Source organism: Janthinobacterium sp. NFX145 (genome assembly GCF_049810325.1).
Classification (GTDB): Bacteria; Pseudomonadota; Gammaproteobacteria; order Burkholderiales; family Burkholderiaceae_D; genus Janthinobacterium; species Janthinobacterium rivuli.
The window spans coordinates 2,785,121-2,804,151 of record NZ_CP187360.1; the positions used below are offsets into that span (position 1 = coordinate 2,785,121).

General features: G+C 65.9%; 18 protein-coding genes. 11 read left to right on the plus strand and 7 right to left on the minus strand.

Annotation, left to right across the window (positions count from 1 at the left end):
• Positions 1–23: 23 nt before the first annotated feature.
• From ACPJXG_RS12440 to ACPJXG_RS12480, 9 genes are all read left to right on the plus strand, one after another.
• Positions 24–1,073 (plus strand): LacI family DNA-binding transcriptional regulator, encoded by a 1,050-nt coding sequence (locus tag ACPJXG_RS12440; RefSeq protein WP_425254437.1) that lies wholly within the window; start codon positions 24–26, stop codon positions 1,071–1,073.
• 73 nt (positions 1,074–1,146) lie between these two features.
• Positions 1,147–2,964 carry a DUF885 domain-containing protein gene (locus tag ACPJXG_RS12445; protein ID WP_425254438.1) on the plus strand — a complete coding sequence of 606 codons (1,818 nt, stop codon included), beginning with the start codon at positions 1,147–1,149 and terminating at the stop codon, positions 2,962–2,964.
• Positions 2,965–3,065: 101 nt separating this feature from the next.
• Positions 3,066–3,521, plus strand: a complete 456-nt coding sequence (hpaR, locus tag ACPJXG_RS12450) for a homoprotocatechuate degradation operon regulator HpaR (RefSeq protein WP_425254439.1) — start codon at positions 3,066–3,068, stop codon at positions 3,519–3,521.
• Positions 3,522–3,836: 315 nt separating this feature from the next.
• A complete protein-coding gene (locus tag ACPJXG_RS12455) occupies positions 3,837–5,003 on the plus strand; it encodes a porin (protein WP_425254440.1) in 1,167 nt (388 codons plus the stop codon).
• Between the two features lie 28 nt (positions 5,004–5,031).
• Complete coding sequence (locus tag ACPJXG_RS12460) at positions 5,032–5,547, plus strand: sorbitol dehydrogenase family protein (RefSeq protein WP_255206321.1); 516 nt, start codon at positions 5,032–5,034, stop codon at positions 5,545–5,547.
• A gap of 9 nt (positions 5,548–5,556) precedes the next feature.
• Positions 5,557–7,167, plus strand: coding sequence for a GMC family oxidoreductase (locus ACPJXG_RS12465; RefSeq protein WP_425254743.1), 1,611 nt, complete (start codon positions 5,557–5,559; stop codon positions 7,165–7,167).
• Entirely contained in the window at positions 7,164–8,552 is a 1,389-nt protein-coding gene (locus ACPJXG_RS12470; RefSeq protein WP_425254441.1) for a c-type cytochrome, read from the plus strand. Before ACPJXG_RS12465 ends, ACPJXG_RS12470 begins: the two co-directional genes overlap by 4 nt.
• Positions 8,553–8,666: 114 nt before the next feature.
• Positions 8,667–9,119, plus strand: a complete 453-nt coding sequence (locus ACPJXG_RS12475; protein WP_219309694.1) for an RrF2 family transcriptional regulator — start codon at positions 8,667–8,669, stop codon at positions 9,117–9,119.
• On the plus strand, positions 9,106–10,095 hold the full coding sequence (locus tag ACPJXG_RS12480) for an NAD(P)/FAD-dependent oxidoreductase (protein ID WP_425254442.1): 990 nt from the start codon (positions 9,106–9,108) through the stop codon (positions 10,093–10,095). The genes ACPJXG_RS12475 and ACPJXG_RS12480 overlap by 14 nt, the downstream gene beginning before the upstream one ends.
• On the opposite strand, the gene ACPJXG_RS12485 is transcribed toward ACPJXG_RS12480, so the two are convergent.
• Positions 10,023–10,796, minus strand: a complete 774-nt coding sequence (locus ACPJXG_RS12485; RefSeq protein ID WP_425254443.1) for an SDR family oxidoreductase — start codon at positions 10,794–10,796, stop codon at positions 10,023–10,025. The genes ACPJXG_RS12480 and ACPJXG_RS12485 overlap by 73 nt on opposite strands.
• A 123-nt stretch (positions 10,797–10,919) precedes the next feature.
• On the opposite strand from ACPJXG_RS12485, the gene ACPJXG_RS12490 reads away from it, so the two are divergent.
• Positions 10,920–11,843, plus strand: a complete 924-nt coding sequence (locus ACPJXG_RS12490; protein WP_425254444.1) for a LysR family transcriptional regulator — start codon at positions 10,920–10,922, stop codon at positions 11,841–11,843.
• 15 nt (positions 11,844–11,858) lie between these two features.
• Positions 11,859–12,611, plus strand: coding sequence for a DUF4303 domain-containing protein (locus ACPJXG_RS12495; RefSeq protein ID WP_425254445.1), 753 nt, complete (start codon positions 11,859–11,861; stop codon positions 12,609–12,611).
• A gap of 3 nt (positions 12,612–12,614) precedes the next feature.
• Here the strand turns inward: ACPJXG_RS12495 and ACPJXG_RS12500 are convergent, their stop codons facing one another.
• The 6 genes from ACPJXG_RS12500 to ACPJXG_RS12525 form a co-directional block, all read right to left on the minus strand.
• A complete protein-coding gene (locus tag ACPJXG_RS12500; protein ID WP_425254446.1) occupies positions 12,615–13,736 on the minus strand; it encodes a metallophosphoesterase in 1,122 nt (373 codons plus the stop codon).
• A 79-nt stretch (positions 13,737–13,815) separates the two neighbouring features.
• Positions 13,816–15,330, minus strand: a complete 1,515-nt coding sequence (locus ACPJXG_RS12505; RefSeq protein ID WP_176389897.1) for an ATP-binding response regulator — start codon at positions 15,328–15,330, stop codon at positions 13,816–13,818.
• Complete coding sequence (locus ACPJXG_RS12510) at positions 15,317–17,140, minus strand: ATP-binding protein (RefSeq protein ID WP_425254447.1); 1,824 nt, start codon at positions 17,138–17,140, stop codon at positions 15,317–15,319. Before ACPJXG_RS12510 ends, ACPJXG_RS12505 begins: the two co-directional genes overlap by 14 nt.
• Positions 17,137–18,222, minus strand: coding sequence for an ATP-binding SpoIIE family protein phosphatase (locus ACPJXG_RS12515; RefSeq protein WP_425254448.1), 1,086 nt, complete (start codon positions 18,220–18,222; stop codon positions 17,137–17,139). The genes ACPJXG_RS12510 and ACPJXG_RS12515 overlap by 4 nt, the downstream gene beginning before the upstream one ends.
• Positions 18,219–18,653 carry an ATP-binding protein gene (locus ACPJXG_RS12520; RefSeq protein WP_051958626.1) on the minus strand — a complete coding sequence of 145 codons (435 nt, stop codon included), beginning with the start codon at positions 18,651–18,653 and terminating at the stop codon, positions 18,219–18,221. The genes ACPJXG_RS12515 and ACPJXG_RS12520 overlap by 4 nt, the downstream gene beginning before the upstream one ends.
• Positions 18,654–18,663: 10 nt before the next feature.
• Positions 18,664–19,026 (minus strand): STAS domain-containing protein, encoded by a 363-nt coding sequence (locus ACPJXG_RS12525; protein ID WP_278316061.1) that lies wholly within the window; start codon positions 19,024–19,026, stop codon positions 18,664–18,666.
• Positions 19,027–19,031 lie beyond the last annotated feature (5 nt).

Sequence of the window (19,031 nt, forward strand, 5' to 3'; positions counted from 1 at the left end):
CGATCAATTACCATGGACATGGCATGACGCATCCGTTTCCCGTCAAGGTCGTGGCGCTGCAGGCCGGCGTCAGCGTGGCCACCGTCGACCGCGTGATCAAGCAGCGCGGCGGCGTGCATGCCAATACGGTGCGCCGCGTGATGCAGGCGCTCGACGAGCTGGCGCGGCAAAGCACGCAGGTGGGGCTGTCCGGCAGAAAATTCATGCTCGACGTGCTGATGGTGGCGCCGCGCCGTTTTACGGACGCCGTGCGCGCCGCACTCGAATCGGAGCTGCCGTCCTTGCATCCGGCCGTGCTGCGCTCGCGCTTTCATTTGCATGAAACCCTGGAAGTGGATGGCATCGTTGAACTGCTCGAACGCATCCGCAAGAACGGCAGCCACGGCGTGCTGCTGAAAGCGCCGGACTTGCCGCCCGTGGCCGAGGCGGTGAACCGGCTGGCGGCGGCCGGCATTCCCGTGGTGACTCTGGTGACGGATTTGCCCGCTTCCGCGCGCCGCAGCTATGTGGGCATGGATAACCGCGCGGCGGGTGAGACTGCCGCCTGCCTGATCGGCCAGTGGCTGGGGGCGGGCAAGCGGCCAAGGAAACAGCAAGTGCTGGTCACCCTGAGCAGTAACCGCTTTCACGGCGAGGAAGAGCGCGAGATCGGCTTTCGCCGCGCGCTGCGCGAACGGCACCGCCATTTATCCATCGTCGAAGTGAGCGAAGGCCACGGCATCGACGGCGCCACGGGCGCGCTGGTGCGGCAAGCCCTGGCCGGGCATGCGGACATCGCCGCCGTGTATTCGATAGGCGGCGGCAATGCCGCCATCGTGCAGGCATTCGCGCAGGCGGACCGGCCTTGCCAGGTCTTCATCGGCCACGACCTGGACGCGGACAACGTGGCACTGCTCAAGTCGGGCGCCATCCACGCCGTGCTGCACCATGACCTGGGCCAGGACATGCGCCGCGCCTGCCAAGAGGTGCTGCGGGCGCAGGGCGCGCTGCCGGTCCTGTCGCAAGCGCCGCCATTGTCCGTCATCCAGATCGTCACGCCGTGGAACCTGCCGGCCCTGAACGGCCTGAATTGACAGGCATGCGAGGCTGGCCGATACTCGCCGATTCGCTCATCGCTCATCGCTCACCTCAGGAAGGAATCCCCCGATGTCCGTCACTCCGCAATTGTGCAAGCCCGTGCTGGCAGCCGCACTTTCCATCGTATTTGCCATGCCCGCCATGGCCGCCGCTCCTGCCATTCCCGCAGTTGCAGGCGCTTCATCGGCCTGGGTCGAGGCCAGCAACCGCAACGCGGCCATCGTGCTGGCGGCGCAGGCGCAGTTTTCGCCCGAAGACGCCTCCGACACGGGGCTGTCCCAGTACGATGGCCTGGCTGCCGACCTGGGGCCGAACATCACCGAGCGCCATGTGGCGGCCATGCAAAAGGCGCGCGCGCAATTGCAGCAAAAGCTGGAACTGGAACGCGACGAACGCATACGCCAGGACCTGGAAATTCTGATCGGCGCCGTCGACCAGGAAATCACGGGCGCGCAGCTGGAAGCCCAGTACACCTTGCCGTGGGTCGATGTGCCGCAAATGGTCTTTGGCAGCATGCAAAGCCTGCTGCAGGAGCAGCGTCCGGCCGCACGCCGCGCCAAGGCGCTCGAACGCCTGCGGCGCTACGTGGGGCAATTCCCGGGCAGCACGCCGATCACGGCGCAGGCCAGGGCGCGCTTCACGGAAAAGATCGGCCAGCCTGGCCTGGCGGGCCCCGTGCGCCTGCAGGTGGAGCAGTCGCTGGAAAACGTGCCGACGTATATCGCCGGCATCCGCAAGCTGTTCGCCGACATGAAAGTCACCGGTGCGGAGAACTCGCTGGCGGCCATGGAACAGCAGTTGAACGAGTATGCGGCATGGGAAAAGCAAGTGGTGATGCCGTTGGCGCGCACGGATTTCCGCATGGCGCCCGAGCTGTATGCATTCCGCCTGAAGCAGGTGGGCATCGACATCGAGCCGCGCGCGCTGGTCGAACGGGCGCAAGTGGCCTACCTGGAAACGCGCGCCGCCATGCAGGCGCTGGCTCCCGTGGTGGCGTCGAAACTGTCGCTGAAGGGCGTCGACGGCAGTGACTACCGCCAGGTGCTGCGCGCGCTGAAAAGCGATTCGATTCCCAACGAACAGCTCGAAGCGCACTACAAGGGCGTCAACATGCAGCTGGAACAGCGCATCGCCCTGCAGCGCGTGGTCGATATTCCTGCGCGCGCCATGACCATGCGCCTGGCGTCCGCCGCAGAATCGGCGGCCCAGCCGGCGCCGCATATGCGTCCGCCTCCGCTGATCGGCAATACGGGAGAACATGGCCAGTTCGTCCTGCCCGTCAGCAATCCGGCCGCCAGCGGCAAGGGCGAAGCGTATGACGATTTCAATTTCGCGGGCGCCGCCTGGACCCTGAGCGCGCACGAAGGCCGCCCTGGCCACGAGTTGCAGTTCAGCGCCATGGTGGAGCGGGGCGTGTCGCAGGCGCGCAGCCTGTACGCGTTCAACAGCGTCAACGTGGAAGGCTGGGCCCTGTACGCGGAAGCGGAGATGATTCCCTACGAGCCGGCCGAAGGCCAGTTCATCGCGCTGCAATTTCGCATGCTGCGCGCGGCGCGCGCCATGCTCGACCCGATGCTGAACCTGGGACAAGTCACGCGCGAAGAGGCGGGCCGTATCCTGACTGATGAAGTGATGCTGTCGAAACCGATGGCGCGCCAGGAGTTGGACCGCTACACCTTCAACATGCCGGGCCAGGCGGGCAGCTATTTCTATGGCTATACGCGCATCCTGCAGCTGCGCGCGGAAACGGAGCTGGCGCTGGGCGAGAAATTCGACCGCCTGGCCTTCAACAACTTCCTGCTGGGGCAGGGCTTGCTGCCGCCGGACTTGCTGGCCAAGGCCGTGCGCGAACACTTCATCCCGGAGCAGAGAAAAGCCAAAAGCTGACGCCATGGCATGGGAGCGGCAGGGAAGGGGAATTTTGCCGCTATTGTCTTCGGGCGGGTCGTATAATGCCCCTCATTTGCCGGCCATCCAAGGAGTTCCGCTTGCAGTCACCGATCCGTTATCCGAACATGCCGCAACTGCTGCTGAAGGCCCGCGATAGCCTGCTCCAGCATTTCCGCCCCATCCTCAATCACTTTGGCGTGACGGAGCAGCAGTGGCGCATCATGCGCGCGCTCAATGAAAGCCCGACCCTGGAACCGCGCGAGCTGTGCGAGATCTGCCAGATTTCCAGCCCCAGCATGAGCGGCATCCTGGCGCGCATGGAAGAAATCGGCTTGATCGGGCGCAGCAAGTTCGAAGGCGACCAGCGCCGCCGCAAGGTGCACCTGTCCGAAGCGGGCGCCAGTTTGCTGATGCAAATGGGTAAGCTCATCGACCTGCAGTATGCCCACCTGGAAGCGGCCTACGGCAAGCAGGTGTTCGAAGACATGCGCCGTGCCCTGGAAGCCTTTATTGCCCTTGAAACCCTGCCGGTGGCGCTCGCCATCCTGCGCTGACCTTTCCATTCCCCCCGTTTTTCCGCCTGCCTGACCCTCCACCGGGCGCGTGTTTTTCGACACGCGCCGCCGCTGCTTTCCGCATGCCTGCCGCCGTCATTTCCGCACATTGCGGGGCACGCGGCCGCGCGCTTGCTGGTTTTGCTATAAGACTACGCCCTACAGTCAATTACTTACATGTGAGTAAATAAGCGTATAATTTGCCTCACTTGATCCAAATCAAGAAGAACAGCGGACGCCCGTATCAATGGATGGGGCGGCAACGCGGCGCCACGCCCGTATTTCGCCAGATAAAACAGGAAAGTCAGGAAAAAAATGAACACACCATGCATGCGCGCTGCGGCGCTGGCCGTTTCCACGCTCATCGGCGCAAACGTTTGCGCCCAAAGCAATGTCACCATTTACGGCGTCGTCGATGCGGCCACCGCCTACGCCAGCAACCAGGGCGGCAAGTCGACTACCTACATGCGCAGCGGTAACTTGTCTGCCAGCAAGATCGGTTTCCAGGGCGTGGAAGACCTGGGCGGCGACCTGAAGGCGCTGTTCCTGCTGGAAAACGGTTTTGAAAGCGACACGGGCGCCATGAGTTCCGCCGGCACCCTGTTCAACCGCCAGGCTTACGTGGGTTTGCAATCGTCAGCCTACGGCAGCGTGACGGCCGGGCGCCAGTACACCCCGTACTACCTGCTGGTGGGTTCTTTGGCGTCGAGCAACGTCCTGACGGGTGCCACCGGTGCCCACCCGGGCGATATCGACGGCCTCGATACGACCGTGCGCATCAGCAATTCCGTCACCTACAGCATGCCGGCATGGCGCGGTCTGCAGGCCAGCGCGCAGTACGGTTTTGGCGAAGCGTCTGATGGCAATGCCGTGGGCAGCAGCTTCAGCGCCGCCGTCAAATACAGCACGTCGCCAGCCGAATTCGCGCTTGGCTACCTGAAACTGAAAAATGGACAGAATGGCGCCGGCTGGAACGGCAAGGCGTCGGGCAGCTTCGGCATCTCGGCCATCAACCAGGGCTATGCCTCGGCGGAGAGCGTGCAGTTCATCGCCGCCAGCGCGCGCTACACCATGGGCAAGTGGATGGTGGGCGCCAACGCCAGCAACGTGCAATACCAGGCCGGTACCCGCTCGGCCTTCCGCGACACGGCCATTTTCAACACGGCCGGCCTGATCTCGAGCTATCAGCTGACGCCGCAGTGGTTCCTGGCCGCAGGCTACAGCGACACCTTCGCCAGCCACGCCAACGGCATCGCCGACCGCGCGCGCTACCGCCAGCTGTCGTTCGAGCAGAACTACGCACTGTCGAAGCGCACGGCGATTTACCTGATCGAAGCGCGCCAGCTGGCACGCGGCCAGACCCTGGGCCAGGATGGCGCCATCGTCAACGCCGTGGCCTCGGTCGGCGATTCGCAAAACGGCACGCCGTCGTCGAACGGCGGCCAGACGGTCGTCATGGTCGGTCTCAAGCATTCTTTCTGAACGGTTGCTGAACTCACGGGAGCTTCAATTGGACGCTACATATAACAAGGAGGGCCGCGGCCCCCTGAATCCCGGCCGCCGCATGGTGCTGGCCGGCTTGCTGTCGGTGTCTGCCGCGGCGCTGATTCCCTGGGCGCTGGCCGAGCCGGTCGCCAATGCGGAAGAGGGCGCTTTCCTGGCCGTATCCGCCGTGCTGGTGGGCCGCCAGGCACTCGATCCGGATCTGGCCCAGCGCCTGTACAAGGCGCTGGTGGCGCAGGACGCCGCCTTTCCCGCGCACGTGCGCACCCTGCTGGCGCTGATCAACGCGCAAGGACTGAAGAGCGCTGGCATGCAAGCCGCGCTCGATGCGGCGCAGTCGCCGGTGGCCGCCTTGCCGCGCCAGATCGCCAGCGCCTGGTACCTGGGCATCGTCGGCACGGGCGAGGCGGCGGTTTGCGTCGCTTATGAAGAAGCGCTGAACGCAGCCGTCGTCGCCGATGTGCTGGTCCCCCCTTCGTATTCCTACGGCGCCTACGGCAGCTGGGCCAGAAAACCAATCTAAGGAGCCATGATGGCTGAACAATACACTGCCGATTACATTGTGATCGGCTCCGGCATCATCGGCTCCCTGGTCGCGCGCAAGCTGGCGCTGGCTGGCGCCAAGGTGCAGATACTGGAAGCGGGACCGCGCGTGACGCGCGGCGAAATCGTCGGCCGCTTCCGCAACTCCACGCGCCGCAGCGACTTGATGTCGCCGTACCCGTCGGTGCCGACCGCGCCGCACCCGATTTACCAGCCCAAGGACAGCGGCTACCTGGTGCAGGCCGGTCCGTATCCGTACCCGGCCGAATACATCCGCCAGTTTGGCGGCACCTCGTGGCACTGGGCCGCGCAAGCGTGGCGCAACGTGCCGAACGACTTCCGCATCCATACCCTGTATGGCGTGGGCGTCGACTGGCCGATCAGCTATGCAGACCTGGAGCCGTTCTACCAGGAAGCGGAAGACATCATGGGCGTCTCGGGCGCCGACAATACGGGTTCGCCGCGCAAGCAGGCCTTCCCGATGGAACCCGTGACGGAACCGTTTGCCATGCGCCGCATCCGCGAGCGCCTCGACCCCGTCTTCAAGGTGGTCGGCAATACGGTGGCGCGCAACAGCGTCAGCTACGATGGCCGTCCGGCCTGCTGCGGCAATAACAGCTGCCAGCCGATCTGCCCCATCGACGCGCAATACCACGGCGGCATCGCCGCGCTGCAGGCCGAGGAAGCCGGCGTCCAAATCCTGTGCAATGCCAACGTCTACAAGCTGGAACACGACGCGCAGGGCCGCATCACGGCCGCGCTGTACTACGACGTCGACAAGAAGAGCCACCGCGTGACGGCCAAGACGTTTGTTTTGGCCGCCAACGGCATCGAAAGCCCGCGCCTGCTGTTGCTGTCCGCCTCGGAAAAGTATCCGAACGGCCTGGCCAACAGCAGCGACATGGTGGGCCGCAACCTGATGGACCATCCGAGCACTTCGCTCACCTTCGACGCCGATGAAGACCTGTGGCTGGGCCGTGGTCCGCAAAGCCCCAACTCGATCAACACCATGCGCGATGGCGGCTTCCGCAGCGAGCATTCGCCGTACCGCCTCGATTTCACGAACATCTCGAGAGTCGACGGCGCCACCAAGGATCTGATCAGCAAGGGCGTGTTCGGCGAAGAATTCGAACAGCAGCTGCGTTTCCGCTCGGCGCGCGAAATGAGCTTGAAGACGGTGCTCGAAGTGCTGCCAAATCCTGAAAACCGCATTACGCTGAGCGAAGAAAAGGACAGCATGGGCATTCCCAAGCCCCAGGTGCATTACGCGATCGATGAATACACCAAGCGCGGCCACGAGCGGGCGAAGCAGGATTTCGAACGCATCGCCAAGCTGATGGGCGGCACCAATCTGCGCCACAGCAAAGAAGGCGTATTTGCCAACAACCAGCACATCTGCGGCACCTTGTCGATGGGTTCCGACCCGGCCAAGGCCGTGTGCGACCAGTGGGGCCGCACGTTCGACCACGCCAACCTGTTCCTGTGCAGCACCGGCGTGCTGCCCACGTCCGGCACCTGCAATTCGACGGAAAACGGCCTGGCCGTGGCGCTGCGCACCGTCAAGCATATCCTCGACGAACAACAGGGAGGAACGGCATGATGACGGTCTTCAGACTGGCGGCCGGCGCCGCCTTGTTGTCCCTGGCCTTGCCCGTGCTGGCGGCGCCAGCGCCGGGCGCGGACGTGCAGGCGATCGAACGCGGCCGCTACCTGGCCACGGCGGGCGACTGCATCGCCTGCCATAGCGTGCCTGGCGGCAAACCGATGGCGGGCGGCCTGTCCCTGGTCACGCCGCTGGGGGCCATCGTCGCCACCAACATCACGCCGTCAAAAACGCATGGCATCGGCAACTACACCTTGGCGCAGTTTTCCGCCGCCGTGCGCCACGGCGTGCGGGCCGATGGCGCCAACCTGTACCCGGCCATGCCGTACACGGCCTACGCCAAGGTGACGGACGACGACACGGCCGCCCTGTACGCCTACTTCATGCATGGCGTGGCGGCGGTGGACATGGCGCCGGCGCAAAAGACGGACTTGCCGTTCCCGTTCAATATCCGCCTGTCGATGGCGGGCTGGAATCTGCTGTTCCTCGATAAGAAGCCTTTCGTGGCCGATGTGTCGAAAAGCATGGAATGGAACCGAGGCGCCTACCTGGCGCAGGGCCTGGCTCACTGCAGCACCTGCCACACGCCGCGCAATGCGCTGATGGCCGAGCAGCTGTCGCAGGAACTGGGCGGCGCGGACCTGGGCACGTGGTACGCGCCGAACATCACGTCGGACGTCAACAGCGGCGTGGGCGGCTGGAGCCAGCAGGAACTGGCCGGCTACCTGCGCACGGGCCGCACAGCCAGCAAGGCGCAGGCGGCGGGACCGATGGCCGAAGCCATCGACCATAGCCTGAAGCACCTGAGCGACGCGGACTTGAACGCCATCGCGCACTACATCAAGGGCGTGCCCGCCATCCGCGACAAGGCGGACACGAAACCGGTGACGCAATGGGGTCAGGCGGGAAACCAGTTGAACGCCATCCGCGGCGTGCCGCTGCCGCAAAATCTGAACAGGATGTCTGGTGCGCAGCTGTACGATGCGCAGTGCGCCAGCTGCCACCAGGCCAGGGGCGAGGGCAGTTTCGACGGCAGCTTGCCGCCGTTGTTCCACAATTCGGTGACGGGCCGCAGCAACAGCAATAACTTGGTGATGGCGATACTCGATGGTGTCGAGCGGCAGGATGGTGGCAGTGGACACCTGATGCCCGCCTTCCGCCAGACACTGTCGGACGAGCAGATCGTCACCCTCGGCAATTACGTGCAGCAGATGTACGGCAACCCCGCTGTCAAGGTCACGCCGCAGCAGGTGACGACCCTGCGCAATGGTGGCGCGCCGTCCAACCTGATCGGCCTGGCCCGCGCGGGCATCATCGTCGGCGTGCTGGTGCTGCTGGGCTTGCTGCTGTGGTGGCGCGGACGGCGGCGCAAGGCGGTGTAAGCCTGAAACCATAGCAAAGGCTGGGGTCGGACCTGACAGGGTCTGGCCCCTTTTTTATGCCGCATAATTGCAACTAATTTGCATGTGCGATGGATATGTACTATCATTAGTTACATGAGACGCGACAGCAAACTATCATCGATCCTCCATGTGCTGCTGCACATGGCCCATGCGGGACGCCCGATGACGTCCGAAGAACTCTCCGGCTACCTGGACACCAACCCCGTGCTGGTGCGGCGCGTGATGGCCGGCTTGCGCGAGCGCGGCTACGTGGCGTCGGGCAAGGGGCATGGCGGCGGCTGGCGCATCGTCTGCGACCTGCACCGCGTGACGCTGCAAGATATCTACGTGGCCGTGGGTTCGCCCACCATCTTCGCCATGGGCAACCGTGTCGATCAGCCGGGCTGTTTGGTCGAGCAGGTTGTCAACCAGTCGCTGGCCGGCGCCTTCGATGAAGCCGAGGCGCTGCTGATCCAGCGCTTTGGCGCCGTCACCCTGGCCGATCTGGCCGACCGTTTCAGCCAACAATACGCCACTCACAAAGGAGCACCACATGCACATTCCTGAATCGCCTGGCATCCCGTTCGATGCCATCATCGTCGGCGGCAGCTACGCGGGCCTGTCCGCCGCCACGCAACTGGCGCGCGCCCGCCGCCGCGTCCTGGTGATCGACGGTGGCCAGCGCCGCAACCGCTACGCCAGCCATTCCCACGGTTTCCTGACCCAGGACGGCAGCGGCACGGCCGCCATCGCGGCCGAGGGCAAGGCGCAGTTGATGGCGTATGCCAGCGTCACATGGCTGGACGGCACGGCCGTGCAAGCGGTGGCGAGCGGTGATGGAGATGGTTTCGACGTGACCCTGGCGGACGGCCATGTCGTGCACGGCCGCCGCCTCGTGCTGGCCACCGGCGTGATCGACGAGCTGCCGCCGGTAGCTGGCCTGGCCGAGCGCTGGGGCGGCAGCGTCTTTCACTGCCCGTACTGCCACGGCTATGAACTGGAGCAGGGCACCATCGGCGTGCTGGCCACCGGCCCCCTGTCCATGCACCACGCCCTGATGCTGCCCGACTGGGGCACGGTGACTTTTTTCCTGAATGGCGCGTTCGAGCCCGATGCGGCGCAGCTGGCGCAGCTCGAGGCGCGCGGTGTAACGCTGGTGCGCACGCCCGTGGCGCGGATCGACGCGGTGGCCGACGTGGTCACGGCCGACGGCAGCCGCCACGCGATGGCTGGCCTGTTCGTGGCGACCCGCACCCGCCTGGCCAGTTCCCTGGCCGGCGAATTGGGCTGCTTGCTGGAAGAGGGACCCATGGGACCGTTCGTGCGCACCGACGAGCAAAAGGCCAGCAGCGTGCCCGGCGTCTTTTGCTGCGGCGATGCGGGCCGCATGGCGGGCAGCGTGGCGTTCGCGGTGGCCGATGGCGCCATGGCCGGCGTGGCGTCGCACCGCTCGCTGATGTTCGGACTCGATCAGGCGGCAAAACCGCCATCGATCTTCAGCCCGGCGCCCGTGACGAACGCCGCTTCCGCGCTGGCCAGATAGGCGACCATGCCGGCGATTTCATCGGCCGTGCCATGGCGGGGCAGGGCCATCAGGCCGTGCATCAGGTCGGCGAAGTCGCCCGTCGGTGGGTTCATGTCCGTGGCGACGGGACCCGGTTCCACGTTGTTGATGGTGATGCCCCGCGGGCCCAGGTCGCGCGACAGGCCTTGCGTCAGGCCGCTCAGCGCCGATTTGCTCATGGCATAAGCAGCCGCGCCGCCGAACGGCATGCGGTGCGCATTCGTGCTGCCGATATTGATGATGCGCCCGCCCGTCGGCATGTGCGCCACGGCCGCCTTGATGGCGACGAACACGGCACGCACGTTGACGTTCAAGGTCTTGTCGAAGTCTTCCAGCGAAAAATCGTCGATGGCGCCAGGCAGGAACACGCCCGCATTGTTGACGAGGATGTCGATACGGCCAAACTGCGCCGCCACCTTGGCGATGGCGGCCGTCAGGGCGGAGGCGTCGGCCGCATCGGCCTGCACGCCCAGGGCCTTGCCGCCGCTTGCCTCCACTTTGGCGGCCAGCGCCTGCGCTTCGGCGGCGGAACTTTGATAGGTGAAGACGACGTTGGCGCCCTGGCTGGCAAGGCGGCGCACGATGGCGGCGCCGATGCCGCGCGAGCCGCCAGTCACAAAGGCGATCTTGTCTTGCAGTGGCAAGGTGGTGCTGGTGCTGGTGGTGGCTGGAGTTTGCATGATGAGCTTTCTGAGTGAGGAGTCGAGGAATTCAGTATCTGCCTTTCATTCCTGCCGCGCTAGCCAGCAATCCCTACAATCACTTTCAACCATTGCTATCAAATGAGCGGGTAGAATGGGCGCATGGAAGCCCTCAATCACTTGCAATCATTCGTGCTGTCTGCCGAGCTGGGCAGCTTTTCGGCGGCCGCGCGCCGCCTGGGGCTGACGCCGGCGGCCGTCAGCAAGAACGTGGCGCGCCTGGAAGCGAGCCTGGGGTTGCGGCTGTTCCAGCGCAGCACCCGCCGCCTGACCCTGACGGAAGGGGGCGAGCGCTTCCTGCAGCAGATCGGCGGCGCCCTGTCCACCTTGCGCGAAGCGATCGCCGGCGTGGCCGAAGAGGGCGGCCAGCCGGCCGGCATCCTGAAAATCAGCATGGCGCCGTCGTTCGGGCGCAGCTACGTGGTGCCCTTACTGGGCGACTTCATTGCGCGCTACCCTGGCGTCATCCCCGACTGCCATTTCGACAACCGGCAAGTGGACTTGATCGGCGAAGGCTTCGATGTCGCCATCGGCGGCGGCATCGAACTCACGCCGGGCGTGGTGGCGCGCGAACTGGGCCACGCCCACATCGTCGCCACGGCGTCGCCCGCCTTCATGCAGGGCAAGGCCATGCCCACGCACCCGTCGGACCTGGCGCAATTCGACGGCGTGGCGCGCCGCTCGGCCGGCAGCGGCCGATTGCGCAGCTGGATACTGCGCGACGGTTCCGGCGGCGAAGGCGTGGCCGAATGCCGGCCGCGCGCCATCTTCGACGATCCGGAAGCGATGGCGCAGGCAGCCATCCTCGGCGTCGGCGTGGCGCTGCTACCCATGCCGCACGCGCTGGCCCATTTGCGCAGCGGCGCGTTAATCCGCTTGCTGCCCGGCTGGCATGCTGATTCCGGCCCCTTGTCCTTGTACTATCCGAGCAAGAAACTGCTGCCCGCGAAGACGCGCGTCTTCGTTGATTTCCTGCTGGAGCAATTCCGCCAGCGCGATTTCGCCACGCAGATACGGCCCGATTAAACAATGAAAAATCTTATGCCTGACAACTACAGCCTGTTTTACACTTTTGATGGCGATGTACCCACCCGCTTCCGGGAAGTGCGCGTCTTCGGCGCCACCGTCTGGACGGCCAGCGGTGCGGCCATGACCTGGGGCGCGGAGACGCGCACACAGTACGCGAGCGTCGCCGAAGGGCAGGCCGCCTATCTGTCCCATTGCGATGCTGCTGTCGCCGGTGGCCATACCCTGGCGCGCGCCATGCTCATCGACCCTGCCGTTTTCGATTTCGCGCTGCTGCACACCCTGGTGGCGGACGCCGCGCGCCGGGCTGTCGCTGCCGTGCGCCGTGCGCATCCCGATCAGCACATCGACGCTTTCGCGCTGGTCAGCGACGACAGCGCCATGACCATCGGCCCGGCGGCCAACAGCCGCGAAGCGCTGGCCGCCTCGGAATACGGCGAAGAGATGTTGTGGAATCCGGCCGAATGGGCGTTTGAGGACGGGGTCGCGTATTTCGACAGCGCCTACCGTTTGCTGCTGCAGGCGCACCGCGACTTGCCGTTCGGCGTCGATTTCAGCACTTTTCGCAGCGGCGTGTTCGAGGCCTGCATCGCGGCGCTGGCGCAGCTCGATGGCGAAGGCTGTTTTGGCGTGGGAGTGCAGCGTGACGATTTCGTGCTGATGTTCGAGGTCAGCGACAGCGAAGCCGTGGAAGGCGCCATGGCGCGCCTGAATCCGCCGGCCGTGGCGGCGCGTTTCGCGGCGTGGATGGCCAGTTGCGCGGAGTAACGCTTACGCTGCCAGCAGCCTCAGTCTCGTGATTTCCGCCGGTGCGCCGATGCGTTTCGGCGGGCCCCAGTAACCGGTGCCGCGGCTGACGTAAATCCACAAGCGGCCTTGCCGGTGCAGGCCGGCCACGTACGGCTGTTGCAGCGGCACGAACAGATTCCAGGGCCAGAATTGTCCGCCGTGCGTATGGCCCGACAGTTGCAGGTCGTAACCTGCCGCTTCGGCCTCGGGCGCGCTGCGCGGCTGGTGCGCCAGCAGGATGCGGGGGATATCGGCGGGCGCGCCGGCGATGGCCGCTTGCGGGTCGCTTTTCTGGGCAGGGTCGAAACTGGCCGCATTGAAATCGGTGACGCCGGCCAGCGCCAGGCGCGCGCCGTCGTGCTCGAGCACCGCATGTTCGTTCATCAGCACGCGCAAGCCCAGGCGGCGGAACTCCGCCACCCACGGTGCTGCACCTGAATAGTATTCGTGGTTGCCCGTCACGAGGAAGACGCCGTGGCGCGCGCGCAGCTCGCCCAGCGGCGCCGTATGGCTGCCCAGTTGCGCCACCGTGCCGTCGACCACGTCGCCCGTGATGGCGATGATGTCGGACCGCAGGCCGTTGGCGCGCGCGACGATGGCTTCCACGTAGGCGCGCTTGATGGTGGCGCCCACGTGGATGTCGCTCAGTTGCACGATGGTCAAACCCTGTAAGGCGGCCGGCAGGCCGGCGATGGGCACCGTCACTTCGCGCACGCGCGCCACCCTGCGGGCGTTGATGAAACCGACGGCGGTGGCCAGCAGCGCCAGAACGAGGACGGCCACGGCGGACGCCTGCGCGTGCAGGCGGGCGGCGGGAATCAGCAGGGTGAGTTCGCGCAGCACGGTGAGCACGAACAGCGAGGAAAAAAAGCCCATGCATAGCGAGCCGGCCCAGCTCAGGCGGTCGGCCAGGCGCGCATCGTTGGTGACGGCGCGGGCGAAGATGGCCATCGGCATGAGCATGGTCGAGGCCAGCAAGACGGCGCCGCCCAGCAGCCAGCCGGCCAGGCCGACGGGCAGGGCCGGCAGCAGCAGCCAGCCGAGCAGGGCGTGCAGGGCGCCCAGTATCATGGTGATGCGCAGCAGCGGCGTGCGGGTTTTCATGTCATGGTTCCAGAGGTGAGGCGGCCGCCGATTATAGCGGATGCCCTGGCAACACGCAGCTGCCACCCCGCCATCGCGCTCAGGGTGCGATATGCAATCCCAGCATGGCCAGCTTGCCGAAATCGACGGGTTTGGCAAAGTGTTCATTGAAACCCGACGCCAGGGCCGCCTGCCGGTCGTGTTCCTGGCCGTAGCCGGTCAGCGCGACGAGCAGGAATTGCTGCGGTATCGGCAACTGGCGCATTTTGACGGCCACGTCGTAGCCGCTCATGTCGGGCAGGCCGATGTCGAGAAAGACGATGTCGGGCTTGAATTCCAGGGTGCGCTCGGTCGCTTGCGTGCCCGTGTAGGCCGTGCGCACCGTGTGGCCGTACATTTCCAGCAGTTCGGCCAGGGTGTCGGCCGCATCGCAGTTGTCGTCGACGACGAGGATGCGCTGGCTGCCGCCGGTGGCCGCTTCCGGCACCGGCGCGGCCGGCTGCGGCAGGTTGGCGTCGAGCGGCAGGATGACTTCGAAGGTGCTGCCCAGCCCCACGCCGGGGCTGTGCACGCTGACCTGGCCGCCATGCAAGGTCACCAGGTTGCGCACCAGCGACAGGCCGATGCCCAGGCCGTCCTGCACCCGGTCGGGCGAGTGGCCGCTTTGCTCGAACAGGCCGAAGATGCTGTCGATATTGGCGGCGGCGATGCCGATGCCGTTGTCGCTGAGGCGGATGCGCACATTGTCGCCTTCGCGCGCGGCGGTGATGGCGATGCGCCCGCCCGGCGCCGTGAACTTGGCCGCGTTGAGCAGCAGGTTGGCGACGATCTGCGACAGGCGCACGGCGTCGCCGCAGACCCACAGTTCTTCCTTGGGCAGGTTCACGTCCAGCGCATGGCCGCGCGCTTCGACGCTGTGCGAACTCGTCTCCAGCGCGCTGCGGATGACGCTGGCCAGGCTCACGCTTTCCCATTGCAGCGAGATCTTGCCCTGCGAAATGCGCGACACGTCAAGCAGGTCGTCCACCAGGCGCACCAGGTGGTCCGTGTGGCGGCCGATGGTGCGGCGCGCATTGTCCTGCACGGCCGGCACGACGGGGTCGAGCTTGCACAGCAGGGCCAGCGCCGTGCGGATGGGGCCCAGCGGGTTGCGCAATTCGTGCGCCAGGGTGGCCAGGAATTCATCCTTGCGGCGGTCCACGTCGCGCAGCGCGCGCTCCACGCGGCCCAGGCGCAGCAGCGCCTTGACGTTGGCGATCAGTTCATCGGCCTCGATCGGCTCGACCAGGTAGTTGTCGGCGCCGCCATCGAGGGCGCGGATCTTGTCGGCCGAGCCGATGCAGGAAGCGGACGTCTGCAGCACCAGGATGGTGTTGGTCTCGGCGCCGCCCTTCAATTGGCGGCACACTTCCAGGCCGTTGATGTCGGGCAGCTTGACGTCGAGGAGGATCAGGTTCGGGCGGTCCTGGCGGGCGCGCAGCAGCGCGTCGCCTCCGTTCGAGGCTTCGATGACCTTGAAGCCGGCGCGTTTGAGGATGCGCGACTTGGCGTAGCGTGCGCCATCGCTGTCATCGACGTTCAGGATCAGAGCATCGCTGTTGTTATCCGGTAGCATGCGCATTGTCCCAGGTGGTTGTGCCTTGCGGCGGAACCGGCTCTTGCCGGTGGTGTGTATTGCCGATCAGCGCGCGCAGGGTCGCCAGCAATTGCTGGCGCGACAGCGGCTTGACGTAGTAGGCGTCGGCGCCCAGGGCCAGGCCCTTGCGCACGTCGTCGATTTCGGTGGCGACGATGACGGGCACCTGGCGCCGCAGCGGGTCGTTTTTCAGCTCGGCCAGCCAGTGCCAGGCCGTTTCGCCGTGCAGCATGATGTCGAGGATGACGGCGGCGGGACGCTGCTGTTCCCAGCGCTCCTGCGCCTCGCGCACGCTGCGCGCGGGAACGACGCGAAATTCGCTGCCGGCCAAAAATTTTTCATACAGCAGGCGCACGGGCGGATTGTCTTCCACCACCAGCACGCCGATGCGCTGGTCGTTGCCATTGTCGTTGGCCGGCGCGCTGGGGGGCAGGCTGCCTTCGGGCGCATGGTAGCTGGTGGGCAGGACGACGGAAAACAGCGAGCCCTCGCCAGGCGTGCTTTCCACGCTCACCGTGCCATTGAGCAGGGTGGCCAGGTTGCGGCACAGGGGCAGGCCCAGGCCCGTGCCCTTGACCTTGCGCTGCATGTGGTTTTCCACCTGGCTGAATTCCTCGAAGATCAGCTGCACGTCTTCGGCGGCGATGCCCAGGCCCGTGTCGGAGACGGAAAAGCGGATGGCATCCTGCTCCGGCAAGGGCGTGGCGCTGACGATGATGGCGCCCGCTTCCGTGAACTTCAGGGCGTTGGCGATGAAGTTGCGCAGGATCTGCGACAGCTTGCCTTCATCCGTGTGGATGTGCAGCGCCGGGTCGGGATCGATGAAGGTCAAGGTGAGCGATTCGGACACCAGCAGCGGGCGCAGCATGCCGCGCAGGGCGCTGAACAGGTCGGCCACCTGGAAACTGTTGGCGTGCACGTCGACCTTGCCCGCCTCGATCTTGGCCAGGTCCAGCAGGTCGTTCACCAGATCGCTCAGGCTGACGGTGCTTTGCAGGATGAACAGCACCTGCTTTTCCTGTTCCTCGGACAGTTCGCCGTCGATGCGGTCGAGCAGCAGTTTGGACAGGGCGCGGATGGAACTGAGCGGCGTGCGGAATTCATGGCTCATGTTCGACAGGAAGCGCGATTTCATCTGGTCGGCGCGGCGCAGGTGGTCGGCTTTTTCATCGAGTTCCGCGAACAGCGCCACCACGCCACGGTTGGTGTCTTCCAGTTCACGCGTCAGTTGCAGCAGGTCGTCCTGGCGCGTCTTCAGTTCGGCCAGGGTGGTCAATAGTTCGCGGTTCTGCTGCTGCACTTCGGACAGCGTGATATCCGAGGGCAGCGCCTGCAGGCTGCCGGACAGCGTGCCGATCATGCTGCCGTCGAGCAGGGGCGCGTCGCGCGGGAACAGTTTGTGCAGCGTGATGTGCGTGCCTTCGCCCGGCGTGCTGTGGATATGGCAGCGGTCCATCAGGCGCTGTGCGCCCAGGATGCCCAGGCCCATGCCCGTGGGCGAGCGGTAGGTGCCGGCCAGTATCTTGTCGAGCTGCGCGATGCCGGGGCCCTGGTCTTCGATGCGGATGCTGAGCACCTGCGGCGCCGTCTGGCCATCGATGGCGAAATGCACCTTGCCGCTGCCGGCGTAGTTGTAGACGTTGCGCGCCAGTTCCGACACGGCCGTGGCGATGCGCACCTGGTCCTGCACGCCGAAGCCGCACAGGGCGGCGATCTGCCGCGCGCGCTGGCGCGCTCCCACCACATCGAGTTCGCTGCCGATATGCGCCGTCAATATGCGTTGCGTCATGTTGTTTCGCTCCTTTCCGCACCGGCCGGCAGGTGCTCCTCGTGTTCGCGCAGCACCACCACCGTGACGTCGTCGCGCCCGCGCGCAAAATCGCGGTACAGCACGGCGGCGACGAGGCTGGGGTGGCAATGCGCCAGGCCCGGATACTGTTCCAGGTCCCAGCGCGTGTGCAAGCCGTCCGAGTGCATGATCAAGGTCGCGCCCAGCTGCCACGGATAGCAAAATTCCTGCACCTTGCGCAGGTTGCTGCCGACGATGCCGTTATGCGACAGCAGATGCCGACGCTGCTGCGCATCGAAGGCGCAGGCGGCGATGTTGCCCACGCCGGCAAAGCGCAGTTCGCGGCGCGCGCTGTCGATGTGCGCCACGGCCAGGGCCGCGCCGCGCGTGGTGCGCAGGGCGCCGTGGGCCAGTTCGATGAAGGGGGCGGGCAGGGGCGGCAAGCCGGGTGTGTCAGTTTCCAGCAAGGCGCTGGCGCGTTCCGAGGCGCGCGCCGCCAGCGGGCCGTGACCCAGCCCATCGGCCACCAGCAAGCTCAGTTCATGGCCTTCGCAGACCACGTTCCAGGCGTCGCCGCACACCTGTTCCGAGGGCAGCGGCAGGCACACGGCGCCGACCTGCCAGTTCGGATGGGCGGGAATGGCGCTACTGGCATGCTGTCCCCAGACCACCACCATCAGCACCGTGCCCTTGCCGGGCGCCGTGTACAGGTCGAATTCCTGACCCAGGCGGCGTATCGCGCCCAACCCCACGCCGTAGGTGCCCGTGGTGGAATGGCCATCGGCCATGTGCTGGCGTACATTGCCCATGCCGGGGCCGTTGTCGATGGCCAGCACCTCGATGCCGCTGGTGCCGCCGCGCAGCACCTTGCGCAGCAGGATCTCGCCGCGTTGCGCATGCTTGACGATGTTGGTCGCCGCTTCGCTGATGATGATGGCCAGCTGGCCCGTGCGCACGTCGTCGAAGCCGATGCGCCGCGCCAGTTCGTTGCCGGCGCGCCGGGCCGCGGCGATCTCGCTCGGCTCGCTGATGGGAAAACTGCGTTGCCTGGCTATGTCAGGGGCTTGCTCGATGTGGTTCAAAACAGCTTCCATTTCGCGATGGTGACGGTGGTGCCCGCGCCGGGCGCCGTGTCGATGTGAAATGCGTCGGCCAGGCGCTTGGCGCCGCCCAGCCCCAGTCCCAGTCCGCCGCCGCTGGTATAGCCATCGGTCAGCGCCAGGGGGATATCGTCGATGCCCGGTCCCGCATCGACAAAGCGCAGTTCCAGTCCCTGCCGCGCGCCATCGCAGACGCGCGCGATGCGCGCTTCGCCGCCGCCGCCGTAGCGCAGGGTGTTGCGCGCCAGTTCGCTGGCCGCCGTGATGATCTTGGTCTGTTCGATCAGGCCAAATCCCATGGCGACCATGCTGTCGCGTACCTGCTTGCGCAGCCGCACGACGTCTTCGTCGCTGTGCAGGGGCAGGATCTGCTGCGCCTGTTGCACCCCTGCCTGTGCCTGCGCGCCTAGCATGGCGCCCCCGTCATGCGCATGCGCCGTCCCGTTCCAGCAGCTTGATGCCCCGTTCCACGTTGAGCGCCGTGCTCACGCCTTCCAGGGTCAGGCCCAGTTCCACCAGGGTGATGGCGACGGCCGGCTGCATGCCGACGACGACGGTGTGCGCATCGAGGATCTTCGCCATCGCCGCCGTGTTGCTGATCATGCGGCCGATGAAGGAGTCGACGATGTCGAGCGCGGAAATGTCGATCAGCACGCCCGTGGCGCGGTCCGTCACGATGCGGGTGGTCAGGTCGTCCTGCAAGGTCATCGCCAGGCGGTCATGCATGTCCACCTGGATCGTCACCAGCAGCAGCCGGCCCATGCGTAAAATGGGGATTCTATCCATAGGCG